At 61.2% G+C, this 19,095-nt stretch carries 16 protein-coding genes and 1 pseudogene; 8 read left to right on the plus strand and 9 right to left on the minus strand.

The annotated features are described in order from the left end of the window. Positions 1-103: 103 nt before the first annotated feature. Positions 104-2,497 carry an ATP-binding cassette domain-containing protein gene (locus EU811_RS15005; RefSeq protein ID WP_187697205.1) on the minus strand — a complete coding sequence of 798 codons (2,394 nt, stop codon included), beginning with the start codon at positions 2,495-2,497 and terminating at the stop codon, positions 104-106. 131 nt (positions 2,498-2,628) lie between these two features. Here EU811_RS15005 and EU811_RS15010 point away from each other — a divergent pair, with 131 nt between their 5' ends. From EU811_RS15010 to EU811_RS15020, 3 genes are read left to right on the plus strand one after another with little or no spacing between them, the layout of a single operon-like run. After that, complete coding sequence (locus EU811_RS15010; RefSeq protein ID WP_142939144.1) at positions 2,629-3,765, plus strand: type III polyketide synthase; 1,137 nt, start codon at positions 2,629-2,631, stop codon at positions 3,763-3,765. Continuing rightward, complete coding sequence (locus tag EU811_RS15015; protein WP_142939145.1) at positions 3,762-4,475, plus strand: class I SAM-dependent methyltransferase; 714 nt, start codon at positions 3,762-3,764, stop codon at positions 4,473-4,475. Before EU811_RS15010 ends, EU811_RS15015 begins: the two co-directional genes overlap by 4 nt. Then, the gene (locus tag EU811_RS15020) at positions 4,468-5,598 is read left to right on the plus strand and encodes an FAD-dependent oxidoreductase (protein WP_142939146.1); all 1,131 of its coding nucleotides are present in this window, start codon (positions 4,468-4,470) and stop codon (positions 5,596-5,598) included. The genes EU811_RS15015 and EU811_RS15020 overlap by 8 nt, the downstream gene beginning before the upstream one ends. 16 nt (positions 5,599-5,614) lie before the next feature. Here EU811_RS15020 and EU811_RS15025 read toward each other — a convergent pair whose 3' ends face one another. After that, positions 5,615-6,022, minus strand: a complete 408-nt coding sequence (locus EU811_RS15025; RefSeq protein ID WP_142939147.1) for a nuclear transport factor 2 family protein — start codon at positions 6,020-6,022, stop codon at positions 5,615-5,617. 53 nt (positions 6,023-6,075) lie between these two features. Here EU811_RS15025 and EU811_RS15030 point away from each other — a divergent pair, with 53 nt between their 5' ends. Next, positions 6,076-6,750 (plus strand): peptide deformylase, encoded by a 675-nt coding sequence (locus EU811_RS15030; protein WP_142939148.1) that lies wholly within the window; start codon positions 6,076-6,078, stop codon positions 6,748-6,750. A 6-nt stretch (positions 6,751-6,756) separates the two neighbouring features. On the opposite strand, the gene EU811_RS15035 is transcribed toward EU811_RS15030, so the two are convergent. Then, the gene (locus tag EU811_RS15035; RefSeq protein ID WP_142939149.1) at positions 6,757-8,772 is read right to left on the minus strand and encodes a S9 family peptidase; all 2,016 of its coding nucleotides are present in this window, start codon (positions 8,770-8,772) and stop codon (positions 6,757-6,759) included. Between the two features lie 68 nt (positions 8,773-8,840). Here EU811_RS15035 and EU811_RS15040 point away from each other — a divergent pair, with 68 nt between their 5' ends. The 4 genes from EU811_RS15040 to EU811_RS15055 all read left to right on the plus strand — a co-directional run bounded on the left by EU811_RS15040 (position 8,841) and on the right by EU811_RS15055 (position 11,898). Beyond that, positions 8,841-9,683 carry a putative RNA methyltransferase gene (locus EU811_RS15040; protein ID WP_142939150.1) on the plus strand — a complete coding sequence of 281 codons (843 nt, stop codon included), beginning with the start codon at positions 8,841-8,843 and terminating at the stop codon, positions 9,681-9,683. A gap of 80 nt (positions 9,684-9,763) precedes the next feature. Further along, positions 9,764-10,225, plus strand: coding sequence for an NfeD family protein (locus EU811_RS15045; protein WP_105691804.1), 462 nt, complete (start codon positions 9,764-9,766; stop codon positions 10,223-10,225). A 91-nt stretch (positions 10,226-10,316) separates the two neighbouring features. Further along, positions 10,317-11,294 carry an SPFH domain-containing protein gene (locus EU811_RS15050; protein ID WP_142939151.1) on the plus strand — a complete coding sequence of 326 codons (978 nt, stop codon included), beginning with the start codon at positions 10,317-10,319 and terminating at the stop codon, positions 11,292-11,294. Positions 11,295-11,550: 256 nt separating this feature from the next. Continuing rightward, positions 11,551-11,898, plus strand: a complete 348-nt coding sequence (locus EU811_RS15055; protein ID WP_011774875.1) for an RNA polymerase-binding protein RbpA — start codon at positions 11,551-11,553, stop codon at positions 11,896-11,898. Between the two features lie 100 nt (positions 11,899-11,998). On the opposite strand, the gene EU811_RS15060 is transcribed toward EU811_RS15055, so the two are convergent. The 6 genes and pseudogenes from EU811_RS15060 to EU811_RS15085 all read right to left on the minus strand — a co-directional run bounded on the left by EU811_RS15060 (position 11,999) and on the right by EU811_RS15085 (position 19,086). Continuing rightward, complete coding sequence (locus tag EU811_RS15060) at positions 11,999-12,742, minus strand: polyprenol monophosphomannose synthase (protein WP_142939152.1); 744 nt, start codon at positions 12,740-12,742, stop codon at positions 11,999-12,001. Positions 12,743-12,891: 149 nt separating this feature from the next. Further along, positions 12,892-14,539, minus strand: a pseudogene (locus EU811_RS15065) (amidohydrolase). A gap of 47 nt (positions 14,540-14,586) precedes the next feature. Then, entirely contained in the window at positions 14,587-17,562 is a 2,976-nt protein-coding gene (locus EU811_RS15070; protein WP_142939153.1) for a DEAD/DEAH box helicase, read from the minus strand. 24 nt (positions 17,563-17,586) lie between these two features. Next, complete coding sequence (gene tatC / locus EU811_RS15075) at positions 17,587-18,423, minus strand: twin-arginine translocase subunit TatC (protein ID WP_142939154.1); 837 nt, start codon at positions 18,421-18,423, stop codon at positions 17,587-17,589. A gap of 6 nt (positions 18,424-18,429) precedes the next feature. Then, entirely contained in the window at positions 18,430-18,699 is a 270-nt protein-coding gene (gene tatA, locus EU811_RS15080; protein ID WP_142939155.1) for a Sec-independent protein translocase subunit TatA, read from the minus strand. A 36-nt stretch (positions 18,700-18,735) separates the two neighbouring features. Continuing rightward, positions 18,736-19,086 (minus strand): hypothetical protein, encoded by a 351-nt coding sequence (locus EU811_RS15085; RefSeq protein WP_142939156.1) that lies wholly within the window; start codon positions 19,084-19,086, stop codon positions 18,736-18,738. Positions 19,087-19,095: the final 9 nt, after the last annotated feature.

Genomic DNA, 19,095 nt, shown 5'->3' on the forward strand with positions numbered 1-19,095 from the left:
TCATTACAACGCGACATAATGTAGATTATCGGCGTTCAAAGCGCGGGAGTAGAAGTAGCTGCCGGCCAGCGGGTTCTATGCCAGCCGGCAGCTCGCGGAGGTGTCAGGCGCCTACGTACGCTGCCAGGTGTTTGCCGGTCAGCGTCGATTTCCCGGCCACAAGCTCTGCGGGCGTTCCGGCGAAAACGATCGTGCCGCCGTCGTGACCCGCGCCAGGTCCGAGATCTATGATCCAGTCCGCGTGTGCCATTACAGCTTGGTGGTGTTCGATCACAATCACTGATTTTCCCGACTCCACCAGTCGATCCAGCATGCCCAGCAGGTTCTGGACATCGGCCAGGTGCAAGCCGGTGGTTGGCTCGTCGAGAATGTAAATGTCACCTTTTTCAGACATTTGCGTGGCCAACTTGAGTCGCTGGCGCTCACCGCCGGACAGTGTGGTGAGGGGCTGGCCGAGTGTTAGGTAACCGAGCCCAACGTCGGCAAGGCGATCGAGAATTTTGTGGGCAGCCGGGGTTCGGGCCCCCCCCTCGCTGAAAAAGACTTCCGCCTCATCTACAGACATTGCAAGCACCTCTGCAATATTCCGGCCCCCCAACTGATACTCAAGAACAGCCGCCTGGAAGCGCTTTCCTTCACATTCTTCACAGGGTGATTCAACGGTGGCCATGACGCCGAGATCCGTGTAGATGACACCTGCACCATTGCACGTGGGGCAGGCGCCTTCGGAGTTCGAACTAAAGAGCGCCGGCTTAACGCCATTGGCTTTGGCGAATGCCTTTCGGATAGGTTCCAGCAGTCCGGTATACGTGGCGGGATTACTCCTGCGCGAGCCCCGAATGGCACCCTGATCGATCACGAGGACGCCGTCCCGCTTGGCTACGGAACCATGAATCAGGGAACTCTTGCCGGAGCCGGCCACCCCGGTGAGGACACAATGAACGCCAAGGGGGATGTCGACGTCGACGTTCTTGAGGTTGTTCGTTGAGGCGTCCCGGATTTCCATGTGGCCCGTAGCGGAACGAAAGCTGTCCTTGATGGCCGCCCGGTCGTCCAGATGGCGTCCCGTGATGGTGTCGCTCCCCCGCAATCCCTCGAGGTCGCCCTCAAAACATACTGTGCCGCCTCCGGTACCGGCACCGGGCCCAAGGTCAACCACGTGGTCGGCAATCGCGATCGTCTCCGGCTTGTGTTCGACCACCAGCACAGTGTTGCCCTTGTCCCGAAGCTGTAGCAGCAGTTGGTTCATGCGCTCGATGTCGTGGGGGTGAAGGCCTATGGTGGGTTCGTCAAAGACGTAAGTGATATCGGTGAGTGATGAACCCAGATGGCGGATCATCTTGGTCCGCTGGGCCTCTCCCCCGGACAACGTGCCGGCCGGCCGGTCAAGGGACAGATAACCCAAACCAATTCCGGTGAAGGAATCCAGAAGGTGCTGGAGGCCCTTCAGTAATGGAGCAACGGAGGGTTCATCCAGCGAGCGGACCCAGCCTGCGAGGTCGCTGATCTGCATAGTGCAGACGTCGGCGATGCTCTTGCCGTTGATCTTGGAGGACCGGGCTTCGGGGCTAAGGCGTGTACCTTCGCATTCCGGGCACGTGGTGAAGGTGATGGCACGCTCCACAAACGCGCGGATGTGGGGCTGCAGGGCGTCTACGTCCTTGCTGAGCATCGACTTCTGGATCTTGGGGATGACGCCTTCGTAGGTGAGGTTGATGCCCTCCACTTTGATCTTGGTGGGCTCCCGGTACAGGAGATCGTGGAGTTCCTTCTTGGTGAATTTGGCAATGGGTTTGTCCATGTTGAAGAACCCTGAGCCGCTGAAGATTCGCCCGTACCAGCCATCCATGGTGTATCCGGGAATGGTGAGCGCGCCTTCGCTCAAGGACTTGGAGTCGTCATAGAGGGCCGTGAGATCAAAGTCATTGACCGCCCCCATGCCCTCACATCGGGAACACATTCCGCCCAGGCGATTGAACGAGGCCTTCTCGGTCTTCGTTTTGCCTTCGCCGCGTTCGACGGTGATGGCGCCACTCGCCTTCACCGTGGGAACATTGAAAGAGTAGGCGTTGGGTGAGCCGATGTGGGGTTGGCCGAGGCGGCTGAACAGGATCCGCAGCATGGCATTGGCGTCTGTTGCGGTACCCACTGTGGAGCGCGGGTTGGAGCCCATCCGTTCCTGGTCCACAATGATCGCGGTGGTCAAACCTTCAAGGACATCGACGTCGGGGCGGGCCAGGGAGGGCATGAAACCCTGCACAAAGGCACTATAGGTTTCGTTGATCATGCGTTGTGACTCTGCCGCGATAGTGGCAAAAACCAGTGAACTCTTCCCGGAGCCGGAGACGCCTGTGAAGACAGTGAGCCGGCGCTTCGGGATTTCGATGCTGATGTCTTTGAGGTTGTTTTCACGTGCACCTTGGACCCGGATCAGATCGTGGGTATCCGCAACGTGGGACCCCGGAGATTGTGTGTCCGTGCTCGCGGCAATAGTCATGATTTCTCCATCTGTTAGGCGGCGCTGCAAAACAGTCCCTCGTCGGCGTCGCCTGGCTCACACTGACCAGCCTCGGCCAGTAGCTTCGATTCTGCCATTGTCTTCCAAGGTTTACTCGCTAAGAATGAAGCATGCCGGTATACATGAGGTCCCTTGAAACCGCAGTTCCGCAAACCATCCTTGTCCAGCAGCAAGCCCGAGACGTCTTCGCATCACAGCCCGGACTGACACGGCTGGGAACCCGACTAGTCAGCACATGCTTCGACTCAGCAGCCATAGACACCCGATACACCGCCGTAGCCGAACTCAGCCTAGATGCGCACCCCGAAAATCCGCAGTTTTTTGACCCCGAAACCAACCAGGTCCTCAGCCCCAGCACCAAGGTCCGGAATGAGATCTTCGCAACCGAAGCCACCAAGTTGTTCGTCGAGGCCGGCAAAGCTGCAGTGGCCCAGGCGCCGGGTATAGATCTTGATGACATCACCCACGTGATCACGGTGTCCTGCACCGGTTTCTTCAACCCCGGTCCTGACTACAAGGTGGTCCGCGCTTTAGGCCTCAATCCTGCCGTGCAGCGGTACCACCTGGGATTCATGGGCTGCTACGCGGCCTTCCCTGCCCTCAAAGCAGCCAAGCAGTTCTGCGTTGCAGACCCCACAGCGGTTGTCCTGGTGATCTGCGTAGAACTCTGTTCCCTGCATGTGAGGACGTCGAACGATCCCGACACCATCATGGGATCGGCGATTTTCGGTGATGGCGCGGCGGCCGCGGTCGTAAGTGCCCGGGAGCTGCAAGGGCCGGAACCGGCCATCCGGCTCGATCACTTCGAAACGGTCCTGACGCCGGTGGGCGAGGAAGCCATGGCCTGGAACATTGGGGACGAAGGATTCGAAATGGTCTTGGGATCGTACGTTCCGCACATCATTGAAGAACACATCACCGGTGCCTTGGCGCCACTGCTCGCCAAAGAGCCATCGTTGGATGGCTTGCCCTACCGAGATATTACCCACTGGGCCATACACCCTGGCGGCCGAAGCATCCTGGACAAAGTCGAGTCAAAACTGGAACTGACGCAGGAGCAGCTGGTCCCGGCCCGGGAGACTTTACGGGAATACGGCAACATGAGCAGCGCCACGGTGTTGTTCGTCCTCAAGTACATGTTGGAGAGGGCAGCAGCCGAACATGAGGAACGGATCTGCTCCATGGCATTCGGCCCGGGTCTGACGGTGGAAACGGGACTCTTCACGCTGGTCTCCCCTGCTCTGTGAGTCCATTTGGGTCCCTGCGGGTCAGGGATGTGAAAGCCGTCGAGGAGATGGACAGGGCCGATTGCGACCCCACACGCCTCTACAGGACTTATGCGCGCTTCCCGGTGGTGAACGCCTTGCTGTCGGGATGGCACGGGACGTATCGTCAACGTCTCCTTCCGTTGCTGGCCGAGCACAGTGCGGTTTCGGTGCTGGACATCGGGTGTGGCAGCGGCGACGTAGCCCGGAGCCTGGTTCGGTGGGCCCGGCGGGACGGATTCCGGCTTACGGTGACGGCAATCGATCCGGACGAGAGGGCCTTCACCTTTGCGTCCCGCAAGCCTCCAGTGGAGGGGGTCGTGTACCTCAATGCCCACAGTTCCGAGCTCGTCGCTGACGGCCGGAAGTTCGACGTCGTCATCTCCAACCACATCCTTCATCACCTCGACCCAGGGCAGCTTGCGGAGGTCCTTCACGATTCCGAGTCGCTGAGCCGGGGGCTGTGCCTGCATAACGATCTCAACCGAAGCAACATCGCATACATGCTGTTCATGGCAGGCTTCTGGCCTTTGGGTGTGGGCTCATACATCTGTGGTGATGGCTTGACGTCCATCAGGCGCAGTTACACCGCGGAGGAACTAAGAGCTGCCGTTCCGGCCTCGTGGTCGGTTGAGAGAAACGGCCCGTGGCACCACTTGCTCGTCCGTGCGCTCGAGGATGATCGTGACTGACGTCGTGATCGTTGGTGCCGGGCCGGTAGGGCTGTTCATGGGCGTGCTGTTGCTTCAGCAGGGGCATCAGGTCCGGATCCTTGAGCGCCGGAGCAGCAGGAGCAACCGTTCGCGGGCTATCGGAATTCACCCGCCGGCACTGGCGGAGCTGGCGCGCGCAGGTGTTGCGGACCATCTGATAGCAGCCGGTGTCCGCATCAATCGGGGTGTCGCTTACAGTCAGAGGCGCAGGGTGGCCGAACTCGGGTTCGACGGAGATGCCCGCTATCCCTACATTCTGGCTGTGCCGCAGACGGTCACTGAGGAGACGTTGGAGCTGGCGGTGCATGATCTGGACGTCGGAGCCATTGTCCGGGGTGCCCATGTTCGGGAGGTTGCGGAAGAACGCGGCTCCGTGCGTACCGTTGCGAATTGTCTTGGCGGCGTTCAGGAGTTCAGAAGCCAGCTGGTGGTGGCTGCCGACGGCGCGCACTCAGCCATTCGCCGCCATTACCTGCCGGGTTTGCAGGCACGGGGCTATCCGGACTGCTACATTATGGGCGATTTCCCGGATGCCACCGGCCATGGCTCCGATGCGGTGCTGTACTTGGAGCCTGCCGGAATCGTGGAGTCCTTCCCCCTGCCACAAGGTCTCCGCAGATGGGTGGTGAGGCTGGGCTCGCCGGAAAAGAACCCGACGGCGGATAAGCTGGCCGACTTGGTCCTGGCCAGGACCGGTGAGGTGCTCCATGTTCCCGGCAACTCGATGCTCAGCGCCTTCGAAGTACGGTCGCGCCTGGCTCAACTCATGGTTCACGGCAGAGTGGTGCTGTTGGGGGACGCAGCCCACGAAATCAGCCCCATCGGAGGGCAGGGCATGAACCTTGGCTGGTTGGATGCTGCGGCGCTGGCCCCGATCATCGATGCTTCTTTCCGCGGTGCCGACGTCGGGCCCGACCTAGCGGACTTTGAGAAGTCCCGCAGAAAGGCGGCGCGCCGCGCATCGCGCCAGGCTGGACTCAACATGGCTCTGGGAAGACCTCTCCCGCCTTACGTGATGTCAGTCAGGAATGCAGCTTTCGCAATGGCCTTGGACATGCCGGCAATTTCAGGGCTGGTGGAGCGACGCTTCACCATGCGTTAGGTGCTCCGGGGCTGGGCTATTCGGGGGTTGTGTAATAGCAGTCGTACGTATCCTGGCTGGTGATCAACCCGTCCCGAAGCTCAAAGACAGCAGTGCTCCTGGCTCGGATGGTATCGCCACGGTCCCAGTGTGGAAGGTCAAGCAGCAAGGTGGCAGACCAGTTCATTTCCAGCACCACACGGTTGTCCTGGCTCGTTGTCCGGACCACCTCAAACTTCTGATCGGAAACGATGTCCTTGCTGTGGTCGGCGCCGGCCAGGGTCTCGGCAAGGTTCCGCGTTGAGCCGGTTTTGGACAGAGCATGCGGCCACTCGGTGAGCTTGAAATCGTCCGCCAGGAAGGGTCGGATTTCAGCGGCCCCGCCGCCGGCTTCCACCGTTCGAACGAACCCGAGTACACAATCCAAAGGGGTGGAATCGATCATCCATTGAGCCTAGCCCAACTCGGGAACGCCTTGTGGAGCGTTAGGCTCACTGTATGACGCACCAACCTCATCCGGGGGCCACGAGCCCTGCCACGGACTACAACCCGATCCGCATTCGTGACGCTGTTCGCCGGTTGCTGGATACGGAGGGGCTTCCGCCCATTGTTCAGGCCGGACACCCCGTATTGCGTCAGCTGGCAGCGCCATACGAAGGCCAGCTCGACGATGCGGAGTTGGCGGCTTTCATTGAGCAGATGAGGGCTGTCATGCATGCCGCACCGGGAGTCGGTTTGGCAGCTCCCCAACTGGGCATCCCATTGCAAGTGGCCGTACTGGAGGACAAATACCCGGTGGAACCGGAGTCAGCTGCCGTGCGTCACCGGGAGCAGCTGGAATTCCTGGCCATCGTCAACCCGCAGTACCGCCCGCTCGGAACCGAGACCGCCTCGTTCTATGAGGGGTGCCTCTCGGTCAGCGGGTATCAGGCGGTAGTGACCCGTCACCGGAACGTGGAATTGCGCTACACCAGTCCAACGGGCGAGTCCACGGAAGCCTGGTATTCAGGGTGGCAGGCCCGCATTGTGCAGCACGAAACGGATCACCTTCACGGCATCCTTTACCTGGACCGGGCCGAACTGCGATCGTTATCCAGCAATGCCGAGCACTCGGCGCGCTGGTCTGCTCCGGAGATTGACGAGGCTCGCCGGGCGCTTGGATTCTTTCGCTGACTCCGGCTAGTCATCCAGGTTATTGACCTCGGTGGGGAGGTACCGTGCCCACCAGCGGAGGATGTGCTCGAAGCGTTGCCTTCGGTGATGGGGGGTGCCGGACCGTGACAACTCGTGATCCTCGCCGGGGAAGATCAGCAAGGAGGTGTCCACTCCCTTCGCCTTCAGATGCGAGTAGTAGCGCTGGCCCTGTTCGATGGGGCACCGAAGATCGTTCTCGCTGTGAATGACCAGGGTGGGTGTATCGACACTTGAGACTACGGCCATGGGACTTTGAGCCTCCATTTGTTCCGCTGTTCCTCCGGTGTATTCGGTCCCGAAGAACCAGCCGATGTCAGCTGAACCTGCAAAGCTGACGGGGTCCAGGAAACCGCGCTCCACGATCGCGCCTTTGAACCGGTGGTCGTGCGCGATGGTCCAGGCGGTGAGATAGCCGCCGTAGGAGCCACCCATGATTCCCACGCGTTCCTTATCCAAGGCGGCAAACGAGGCCAACGCTGAGTCCAGGAATGCCAGCACGTCCTGCATGTCCACAGTCCCCATGCGCTCCTTGACGGCACGGCCGTGGGCTTGTCCGTAGCCGGATGACCCGCGTGGATTACACATCACAACGGCGTAACCGGCAGCAGCATAGACCTGGGCTTCGTCAAAGAAAGCACCGGTGTATTGGGCGAAAGGGCCGCCGTGGATGGAGAGGAGGACGGGGTGGGGACCAGGTCCGTCAGGGAACACCACCCAACCGTGCACAGGGTGCCCATCGGCGGATTCGGCATCGAAATCCAAGGGCTCCACCACCCGGGAGTTGTTGCGCAAGGGTGCGGAGAAGTCCGTGAGGAGGCGGATCTCGCCGCGTTCCAGGGAGGCGACGTCCCCCACTGTGGAGGCGTCCGAGAAACTCACGGCCATTTCGCCGTTTGCCGCCACTGTGGCCCCGGTAACCACCTTGGCACCATGAACCAGGGGTGTGATCCCGCCAACTGCGGTGACATCGAGCAGCTCGACGCTTCCCAGCGCTGTATTCAGAACCAGAACGCTGTCGGGACCGCTGGGCTCCAGCGGTCCCGACACATCCAAATGCTCGACGTCGGTCAGCGCCACCGCTTCTCCCCCAGCAATGGGCATGGCGTACAGAACCGCGTTCCGGGCCACGAAGTCCTTGCCGGTGTCACCCAGGTCCTGCGCGGTGTAAAAGAGCCACTGGCCATCCGTGGAGGGGCGCACAGCCGTGACGGTCTGCAGGCTCTTGTTGGAAGGTTCGACGGCGGTTGGCTGGCCGCCGTCGGCGTCCACCCGATAGACGGAGGTGACAAGATCGTCGTCGTGTCCTTCATGGAGGGCGGCGACGAAGTAGAGGCGGGTGCCGTCGGCTGAAAAGCATGGTGACTCATGGTCTGAGTCACCAAAAGTGACCTGCCGTGCAGAGGGAAGTCCTGTCATCTCAAGTGCGGGCTGTTCGTGCGCAGCCCTACCCCTCGCAGCGACTGCCGGCTCGCCGCCCAGTTCCGGCACTTCGACCACAAACAACTGCTGGCGCTGGTCAGCGGTGTAGCCGATGCCGTTCATCCGGTACTGGTTGGCGGTGATCAATCGGGCGTCTTCTCCGCCGGAGGTGACCCCATCCATAGTTCCGTAGCGTCCTTGTTCCGGCACCCGGGATTGGAACACAATGCGGTGGGAATCAGGTGCCCACACGAACCCACCTACGCCCGCGTGCTGCTCGGTGATCTGCTGCGGCTCGCCACCTGCGGCTTCCACGACAAAGAGTTGCGGCTTACCGTCCGGATCGCACCTCAGGAAGGCAAGAACAAGGCCGTCCGGGGAGAACGCCGGGGAACTGTCCCTGAATCCTCGTGTGATGCGTCGCGAATACTTGGTGGTGTCCAAGGGAATGCTCCACAACTGACCCACATAACTGTCAGCATCAAAATCCGGCCGCGTGACGGAAACCACCGCCTTGGTGCCATCGGGGTGGATTGCCGGGGCGGATACGGAGTTCAGCAGATGCAGTTGCTCGGGTTTCACGATGGTGAGCCTAGCCCGGCACTTCGGCCCCAGGCCCTAGACACTCCGGCCGCCGTAGGATTGGAGCCATGTTGTCCGATGCCGTTGCTGCCCTCCGTTGTCCTGTTTGCCAAGGGGCGCTCCAGCTCAGTCAGGGCCACCAACAAACCCTCGTCTGTGAGGCCGGGCACCAGTTCGACGCCGCAAAACAGGGCTACTTCAACCTGCTGACGGGCAAAGGCACGGTCTTCGAAGCGGACTCGGCAGATATGGTTGCCGCGCGGTACAGGTTTCTGGACGCAGGGCACTACTCCGGACTCGCGCAGGCTGTAGCAGCAGCGGCTACCGGATCACTTCAGCGCCCCGGGGCCGTGGTTCTCGACGCAGGTACTGGCACAGGCCACTACCTGCGGGCGGTCCTTGAGCGGTCCGGGGCATCAGGAATCGGTGTGGACATCTCCAAATTCGCGCTGAGGCGTGCCGCCCGGCTCAATCCGGAAGCAGCCAACCTGGTATGGGACATCTGGCGTCCGCTGCCCATGATGGACAACACCGCGGACGTTGTCACGGTAGTTTTCGCACCGCGAAACCCCGCAGAGTTTGCCAGGGTGCTTCGGCCGGGCGGCTCGTTGATCGTTGTGACGCCCCGGCCCGGCCACCTTGCCGAGATCGCAGCCCGGGCAGGCATGCTCAGCATTGAGGATGGCAAAGAGGAGCGGCTGGTGGACTCCATGCGGGAATATTTCGACTCCGGCACCAGCCAAAACCTCGACCTTCCCCTGACACTGAGCGGCCCGGAGGTGGCCGACCTCGCCTACATGGGTCCGGCCGGACACCACGTGCAGCGCGAAGAGTTGGCGGAGTTGGCCGCTGTGGAAGGTTCAGTGGCCGCCACTGCGAAGTTCCGGATCAGCGAATTCGCCGTGTCCTGACGTGGGACGGAACGTCGGGCTAGGATGGAGGAACAGCGACTGTGATCCCGCCCGCGGGATCCGGGACCAAGGGGGAAATGATGTTCGAATGGCTCGGCGAGAATTGGTGGGCTCTCTGGCTCACAGTCTTCCTCGCGTTCGCAGTGGTGGAGATGCTTACCCTCGACCTCTTTTTCATCATGCTGGGCGGCGGAGCCCTGGCCGGGCTGATCGCCGACTTCGCGGGAGCCGATTTCTGGCTTCAGATCGTGATTTTCTCCGTGGTCTCCCTCCTGATGATTGTCTTTGTCCGGCCTGTTGCCATGAAGCACCTGCATAAGGGGCCTGCGGAACAGCGCAGCAATATCGACCGACTCATCGGTCAGTCCGCCCTCGTCATCGAAGCCGTGAGCGGAACCAGCGGACTGGTCAAGATCGGCGGCGACGTGTGGAGCGCCCGCAGCACGGCCGGCGTTCTTGATGCCGGTGCAACAGTCCAGGTCACACGGATTGACGGTGCGACGGCGGTAGTAGCCTCGCCCGCCGAGAACAGCCCGCGCTAAAGCGCGCCCATAAGTTCAGCGGTTGCCGATGCGGGCAGCCTGCCCGCGTTCAGCCGCATCAAACCACGCAATTGGGGAATGAAGGAGATGTATGGACGGCTTAGGAGGAACAGCAGCAGCAATTGTGCTGATTGTTCTCGTCATTTTTGTCATCATCGTGTTGGTCCGTTCGGTGAGGATCATCCCGCAGGCACGTGCCGGCGTCGTTGAACGCCTCGGCAAGTATCAGCGGACACTCAACCCGGGACTGACCATCCTGATCCCGTTCGTCGACCGGCTCCTGCCGTTGCTCGACCTCCGCGAGCAAGTAGTGTCGTTCCCGCCTCAGCCGGTCATCACCGAGGACAACTTGGTGGTCTCGATCGACACCGTTGTCTACTTCCAAGTTACCGATCCCCGGGCCGCAACCTACGAGATCGCCAACTACATCCAGGCTGTGGAACAGCTGACCACCACCACACTTCGTAATGTGGTGGGCGGGCTCAACCTTGAAGAAGCACTCACATCCCGCGATCAGATCAATGGTCAACTGCGTGGTGTCCTGGACGAAGCAACGGGTCGCTGGGGCATTCGCGTGTCCCGTGTGGAGTTGAAGGCGATTGATCCGCCCCACTCCATTCAGGACTCGATGGAAAAGCAGATGCGCGCTGAGCGTGATCGTCGTGCAGCCATCCTGACTGCCGAAGGCACCAAGCAGTCGCAGATCCTTACCGCCGAAGGCCAGCGGCAAGCTGCCATCCTCGCGGCTGAAGGTGATGCGAAGGCGGCCATCCTGAGGGCTGACGGTGAAGCCCAGGCCATTCAGAAGGTCTTCGATGCCATTCACAAGGGCAACCCGGACCAGAAGCTCCTTGCGTACCAGTACTTGCAGACGCTTCCCAAGATCGCTGAGGGAAGCTCGAACAAGCTCTGGATCATTCCCAGTGAAGTCGGCGAGGCACTCAAGGGCATCGGCGGTGCGCTTGGAGGTAACAACGGGGACTCCCCCGTCGGGCTCTTCGGCGGTGCTGAAGAGGCCAGGACGTCCGAGCCAGCGGGAACACCCCAGCAGCCACGGCCTGCTGAATAACGCCAATCGCAACGCCTCCGAGCGGTCAGCCATCCAGGCTGGCCGCTCGTTGTTTGTTCCTTCTTTTGAGTAGTGGGCGAAGATCCGCGTATAATGGGATATTTGTCCGGCTGGTTCAGCGTGGATGGAACATAAAAGCTTGGCCAGGCGTTGCAATTAGTGATGCAAGGTGTGCAGAAGTAGTCCGTAAGGGACGTGAAAACGGCTTACGGCTAGCGCGGGGTTCCTGCTCCGCGAACAGACAGAGGGAGTAATCATGAGCGATCGCAGCCTGCGGGGTATGCGTCTTGGCGCCCAAAGCATGGAAACAGAATCCGGCGTTGAACCGGCACCGCGCCAGCGGGTCGAGTACCGTTGCGAGGATGGCGAGCAGGTCTTCGTAACCTTCTCCTCCGAAGCCGAAATTCCCCCCGTTTGGGTATCCAAGACCGGCAAAGAAGCGCTGCTGGTTGATGGCGAGCGTCCTGTGGATGCCAACGAGAAAGCTGTCCGCACCCACTGGGACATGCTTCTGGAACGCCGCAGCCTTCCCGAGCTCGAACAGATCCTTGAGGATCGTCTGAACATCCTGCGTGAGCGCCGCGGAGAGCGCCGCTCCGCCTAGACGGTCACAGACTGTCAGCAGAAAGGCCGGGTCCGGAATCCCTCACGGGAGCCGGACCCGGCCTTTCTGTGTTCTGAAAGTGTGGAGTTGCGTGTTGGGGTTACTTAGCTTCTGCCGATGACTTGCGGGTGAGCTTTGCCCACCGGGCTGCGAGTCCCCATTTGGTGACGTTGATCATTGCCTCAACCACGATGTTGCCGCTCATCTTCGATGCACCGAGCTCTCGCTCGACAAACGTGATGGGGCGCTCTTCGATGCGGAGCCCAAGCTTGGCCACGCGCCATGCAAGATCCACCTGGAAGCCATAACCAACGGACTCCACCTCCTCCAGGTTCAACGCTTCCAGCGTGCTGCGTCGGAAGGCTCGGTAGCCCCCGGTGACGTCCTTGATCTTGACGCCCAGCATAATGCGGGCGTAGGTGCTGCCGATGCGGGAGATTGCCTGGCGGTAGAGCGGCCAGTTAACTACGCTGCCACCTGGAACCCACCGGGAGCCCATGGCAAGATCTGCCCCGTCCTCCACGGCCTTGAGCAGAAGAGGCAACTGCTCCGGCTTGTGCGAACCGTCGGCATCCATTTCCACCAGGACGTCATAGCCTGCGGCCAGTCCCCACTTGAAGCCTGCGATGTAGGCAGCTCCAAGGCCTTCCTTCCCTTTGCGGTGAAGGACATGCACCTGGCTGTCCTCTGCTGCGAAGTCGTCGGCAAGCTTTCCCGTGCCGTCAGGACTGTTGTCGTCGACCACCAGGACATCGGAGTGCGGCACTGCTGCGCGCAACCGTCCCAATGTCACGGGGAGCGATTCCAGCTCGTTGTAGGTGGGAATGATCGTCAAGACACGCAAGAAGAGGCCTTTCCTTGATGGAGCGGTCAGTGCGCCTGAGCAGCCTGGCGGCTTGCAATCTGGCGCAACTCTCCATTATAGGACGACGGCGGGGACGCATTTGGCGGCTGTGATGACAGACACAGGCCACGCTTTCGTCGCCGCGGACATCAGACCCGCAGTGACTCGTGGGCGAACAATTCGTGTCCCTCCCGGACGGTTTGTAGGCAACGGGGGTCGCTGCCGGTGTCCAGGGCCGGCAAGAGCGGCGTCCGAGCGCGGGGATCCGTGCTCCATGACTGCACCCGGCTATCAGCCACCTGGACCATCAGTTCATCCACTTCCCACACGGCGAAACTCGCCGGAGCGCCTGGTACCAGCTGCCCCATGAGGGGGTTCCGGTGCTTGGTAGCCCGCCACCCCGCCCGCGTGTGCCCCAGGAAAGCGGCACGAGCCGAAATTCTCTGTTCCGGGTTGCTGTGCTCCAAGCAGGCTCGAACGCTCGCCCACGGGCGGAGGGGGGTTACCGGGCTATCGCTTCCGAAGGCTATGGGGACGCCGCTCGCGTAAAAGGAAGCAAACGGATTCATCTTCTGGCTGCGGGCACCCAAACGCTGCTCGTAGAGACCACCTGCAGCACCCCATAAGGCGTCGAAAACAGGCTGAACACTGACCGACACGGAGTACTTGGCCAAACGATCGATGGCGGACTGGTCGGCCATTTCCACGTGTTCGAGTCTGTGGCCGGCTGCCCGGATACGCTGCTCCCCCACCTCGGCCGCTGCGGCGTCAAAGGCGTCCAGCACAGCGCCCAGACCGGCATCACCTATGACGTGGAAGCCGGCTTGGATCCCCAGCAGCGACGTGGCTACAAGGTGGTTGGCGGCCTCGTCCACTGAAAGGTACAAACTCCCGCGTTGACCGCCGGCATCGGAGTAATCCTCTGCGAGGGCCGCCGTGCGGGATCCGATTGAGCCGTCCATGTTGAGGTCACCAGCGAGGCCCAGCACCTTGGTGCCCAAGCTATCCAGAATGGCCTGCGCTTGCTCCTGTGAGGCGGCAAGCTCGCCCCAGTAAGGGAGAACCTCCGGCATGTTCGCGAGCTCGTTCCAGGACGTGGCCATTCTCAGGTCCTCAGGCCCGCAAATGTGAGGTGCGGACATCTCGGCCATGGCAACGTAGCCGTGGGAAGCTGCTTCCTGCAGCGCCGATTCCTGGTAGCTTCGCCGGTCCGGCTCCTGGAAATTCCTGGCAGTGAGGCGGGCGGCCGTATGTGCTGCCCGGACCACGCGGGCTTCCCCGGAAAAGCCGTCCAAGGTGGTAAGCCCAGCTGCCGCAGCAAGCGAGGCCGAAACGAGGGCTGAATGGACGTCGATGCGTGAGAGGTAGACGTGCCGTCCGCCGGCGNNCTTCCAACGTTGGGAGGCTGGGATCGTTCCACGTCGTTTCATCCCAACCATGGCCCAGCACTGGACCAGTGCCGCCGGCGGAGGCAACGACGTCGAGCAATTCCCTCGATGAGCGGACCGCGTCCAGCTGCAGTCCCGACAGGGCAAGGCCCGTCTCCGTCAGGTGTGCATGGGAGTCGACAAAGCCCGGAGCAAGGAGGGCGCCCCGGAGGTCGATGATCTCCATGGACGAGTCGGCAATGGACGTCGCGGCCTGCTCGGAGCCCACCCAGGCAACGGTATCGCCGTCCACCACCATGGCTGTGGCAAAGGGATCTGCCGCAGTATAGATCGAACCATTTCTGTACATAGTGACCTTGCGGCCCGTGGTGTTGCGGTCCGGGCCGGTTGGCGCGCCTGGCTGGTTCATGCGTTCTGCTCCTTGAACATGGAAAGCTGTCTTTCGGGGAAGGTGGGCTAAGCCACCGTGGAGTAGGCCACCACACCGCGGCGGACCACATCAATTGATTCCCGGCATATGCGTGCCACACGTGGGTCCAGCTGCGGGATCTTGGCCAGCTGGTCAAGGAGGTCCACCACTTGCTTGGCCCACCGTACAAAGTCTCCGGCTGCGAGGTCGGTGCCGCTCAGCACGTCCTGAAGGTGGCGGCCTCTGGCCCACTTGTACATGGGCCACACCAGTCCAAGTTCCGGTTCGCCGGTCAAAGGCAGCCTGTTGCGTTCCTCAGTATCTTCGAGTTGGGACCACTCGCGGATAACGATGTCGACGGCCGATTCCAGTGACACAGAAGGCATCTTGGGCCGCAGCCCGCGGTCTTCCCGTTTGGCCTGGTACACCAAGGTGCTCGCCAGAGCGGCCAGTTCAGCAGCGTCGAGGTCGTCGATGGCGCCGCGACGAACTGTCTGGGAAATGAGCAGGTCCTTCTCGCCGTAGATCCGGCGAAGCCTCTGTCCGTCGGCACTTATGGTGACGTGTCCGGCGTCGTTCGTTTCCAGGTATCCGTAAACCGAAAGAACATCGCACACACGGTCGAACGTCTTGGCAATAGTGTTGGTCCTGCTTTGGATTTGGCGGACCAGCCCGTCGGTCTCCCGGCGCAGCTTCCACCAACGCTCCGACCACCGTGCGTGGTCTTCGCGTTCGCTGCAGCCATGGCAAGGATGGGCCCTCAGCGCCCGCCGAAGATCCGCGATCTTCTTTTCCTGATCCGGCAGGCGGGCTCCGAGACCAAAGTCTTCGTGCCTGCTGTTACGCCGGCTGTGGGGAGCGTCTTCGCTGATGGCGTGCCGCATGGATGAAGCGAGGTCCCGGCGCGCCTTGGGAACCTTGGCGTTGAAGGACTTCGGGATGCGGATACGCGTCACCGGAGACACCGGGCCATCGAGGTCGTGGACGCCGATGCGTCGCAGCTGGTTGTCGGAGGTGAGCACCGAGGGCCGCGGTTCACGCGCATTCCGGTCCACCTCCAGCACCACAGCGTGTCCCGCGAGCCGGCCGCTGTAAATGCTGATCACATCGCCGGGAATTAATCGCGTGAGGGAATCAGCAACATGGGACTTCCGGGCGCGTTGGTGGTCGCGGGCGGCGAAATTCTCAGCATCGCTGAGTTCGCGCCGGAGCTTGCCGTATTCTGTGAAGTCGCCCAAGTGGCACTGCATGGATTTGGCGTAGCCTGCCAGCGACTCTTCACGCCCACGCACCTGCCGGGCAAGTCCAACAACGGATCGGTCAGCTTGGAACTGGGCAAAAGAGGATTCGAGGATCTCACGTGCCCGGACCCGTCCGAACTGGGCAATCAGGTTGATGCTCATGTTGTACGTAGGACGGAAACTGGAGTTCAACGGATAGGTGCGTCGGGAGGCCAGTCCGGCCACTGCGGCGGGGTCTGTACCCGGCTGCCAAAGCACCACGGCATGGCCTTCGACGTCGATGCCGCGACGTCCGGCACGCCCGGTGAGTTGGGTGTACTCCCCCGCCGTGATGTTGACGTGAGATTCCCCGTTGAACTTTTCCAGCTTTTCAAGCACCACGCAGCGCGCTGGCATGTTGACACCAAGAGCCAACGTTTCGGTGGCGAACACAGCCTTGACCAGGCCGTCGGCAAAGAGCTTCTCCACCACTTCCTTGAAGGTTGGAAGCATGCCCGCGTGGTGGGCAGCGAGGCCCCTGATGAGCCCGTCCCGCCAACCCCAGAACCCGAGGACATCGAGGTCGTCAGCCGGAATCTCGTGGCTGGCCTCGTCCACCCGCTGGGCGATGATCTGTTGTTCCTGCTCGGTGGTCAGCCAGAGGCCTGATGCTGCACACTGCGCTACGGCTGCGTCACAACCGGCCCTGGAGAAAATAAACGTGATGGCAGGCAAGAGGTCCTGGCGCCTGAGGCTCTCGATCACCTGGGGACGGCTTGCCTTGCGGACTGGACTACGCTGCTCTGACTGTTGCCGCTCGTCGCGATAGCGGTCCTGACGACGGCGGCTCCTGCCGCCGTGTCCAAACCGTCCATTCATGCTCATTCGGCTTTCCGAACGGGCCATGGCCAGCAGGTCCGGGTTGACCTCGAACTCGGGGCCGGTAACTGCCTGACGAGCCGTGACGGCTGATGAGCGCTTGGATGAGACGCGCCGGCGATCCGAGGTGGTGGGCTCGGCCATGACCTCTTCTGCATCGGAGAGGTCAGGCACCTCCGTTTCCTGTGCTCCCGGGGCTTGGGGCGCGATTTCGTCAAAAGAGGTGTCACCGGCAAAGAGATCCACTATCTCCCGTCCCACCATGACGTGCTGCCAGAGGGGCACAGGGCGGTGCTCGGAAACGATCACGTCTGTATCGCCCCGCACAGTGTCCAACCAGGCGCCGAACTCTTCGGCGTTGGACACTGTGGCACTCAGCGAGGCAACCTGCACTTCGCTGGGCAAATGGATGATGACCTCTTCCCACACTGCGCCGCGGAAACGGTCGGCCAGGTAGTGGACTTCGTCCATCACCACATAGCCCAGGTCTCCCAAAGTTTCAGAATCGGCGTAGAGCATGTTCCGAAGGACTTCGGTGGTCATAACCACCACAGGAGCTTCGCCATTGATGGTGGTGTCGCCCGTCAGCAGACCAACGTTGGCCGCACCGTATTTCGCGGCCAGTTCCGAGTACTTCTGGTTGCTTAATGCCTTGATGGGAGTGGTGTAAAAGGCTTTGAGTCCCCGTTCCAACGCCAAATAGATCGCAAACTCGCCAACGATCGTCTTTCCAGCGCCGGTGGGAGCTGCTACAAGGACGCCGCGGCCCTCCTGAAGCGACCTGCACGCTTCGCGTTGGAAGTCGTCCAGTTCGAAGTCCAGGGAGCGGGCGAACGCTCCAAGGTAAGTTTTTGACTCAGCCGCCCGCTGGGCTGCCGCCTGGTAACGGTCTGATGGAGATGAAGACCCGGAAATGGAGGACATGCATCAAGCCTAGTGGGCCAAGGTCTAGAGATTCTCCAGATCCGAGGCCGGGGTTGCGATGTCTGCCGTGGCTTCAGTCTCAGCGGCGCGCTTGATGGCCCTGCGCTCACGGCGCCTGTCATTCAGCACGCAAATACCGATTGCCGCGAAGAACAGGATCAGCATGGGGGCAGCGAGATAGAACATGCTCATAGCGTCGGCCCCCGGAGCGGCCATCGCAGCGAACAGGCACACCAGGAAAATAGTGATTCGCCAACTCTTGATGAGTTGCTTGCCCTTGATGATTCCAGCAAGGTTCAACCCCACCAGGACCACGGGTATAAGGAAGGCGATACCAAAGGCCAGCAGGAGCCGGAGGACAAAGGCCAAATAAATTTCAGCGCTGATGAAGTTTGAACCGCCCACCGGGGTGAAATCGGTCAGCACCCGCACGGCGTTGGGGAGCACAAGCCACGCAAGCAGCACACCACCGATGAACAGCGGTACCGCAGCTGCCACGAAGGACAGCGCAAGACGCCGCTCCTTCTTGTGGAGTCCGGGGACAATGAAGGCCCACAGCTGGTAGATCCAGACAGGGCTGGAAAGGATGACGCCGAGGAAGACCGAAACCTGGACCATGAGGTCGAAGGAACTGGCCACGCCATCAAAGTTCAGTGTGGCAGCCCGTCCCTCCTTTTCGTTGAGGTCCTTGATCGGCTTGATCAATGCTTCCAGGAGGGGCTGGTAGACGATGAAGCCCACCACGGTCCCCACGATGACGCCGATTGCAGCCTTGAAGAGCCGGTTGCGCAGCTCCTTGAGGTGATCCAGGAGCGCCATCCGGGCTTCGGGGTTGGCTTTGCGCCCCTTCGTTTCTACCACTTCTCTTTAGACGCGGTTGGAGGGCGGTACGTCAGTTTCGCCGTTGTTCTTGGCCTTGACGTCCGGGTGGCCTACAACCTTGCCTTCGACGGCGTCGGAAGCGTCCTGGGAGTCCTTTGCCTCCGGGGAACCATCCTTCTTCATCTCCCGGACTTCAGACTTGAAAATACGCATCGACTGCCCGATGCTGCGCGCCATGGACGGCAGCTTCGGCGCTGCAAAGAGCACCAGGGCGAGAACGATGATGATGATGAGATGCCAGCCTTCGAGCCTCATATGGGGAGGTCCTTTCCTTTTGGATACATCCTACGTCTATCTGAATTCAATGTCGTGCAGGGACTGCGGCTGACCCCGCTCGGCTTTGCGCTTGACGCGCCGTTGACGACGAACTTCCTGACGGAAGGCTTTGGCCGTCAGGTAATCATGACGCATCTGCTCCGGGGAGGCAAAAATTGCGGACCCCGGTTGAGGACGCGGTTCCGCTGCTTCAACGTCGGAGGTTTCCGGGGCAGGGGAAAGATTGCTGAAACGTTTACCCGCGGCACCCAACTCGTGAACAGTTGACATGAATTTTCTGTACAAGCGGTAACCCAGTGTCAGGTGAAGGAGCAACGAAAGGGCTATAAGCGCGATCCACAACAGGATCCAGAACCACCAAGGCATTTGAGTAGT

Source organism: Arthrobacter sp. TS-15, assembly GCF_006964045.1.
Taxonomy (GTDB): domain Bacteria; phylum Actinomycetota; class Actinomycetes; order Actinomycetales; family Micrococcaceae; genus Arthrobacter.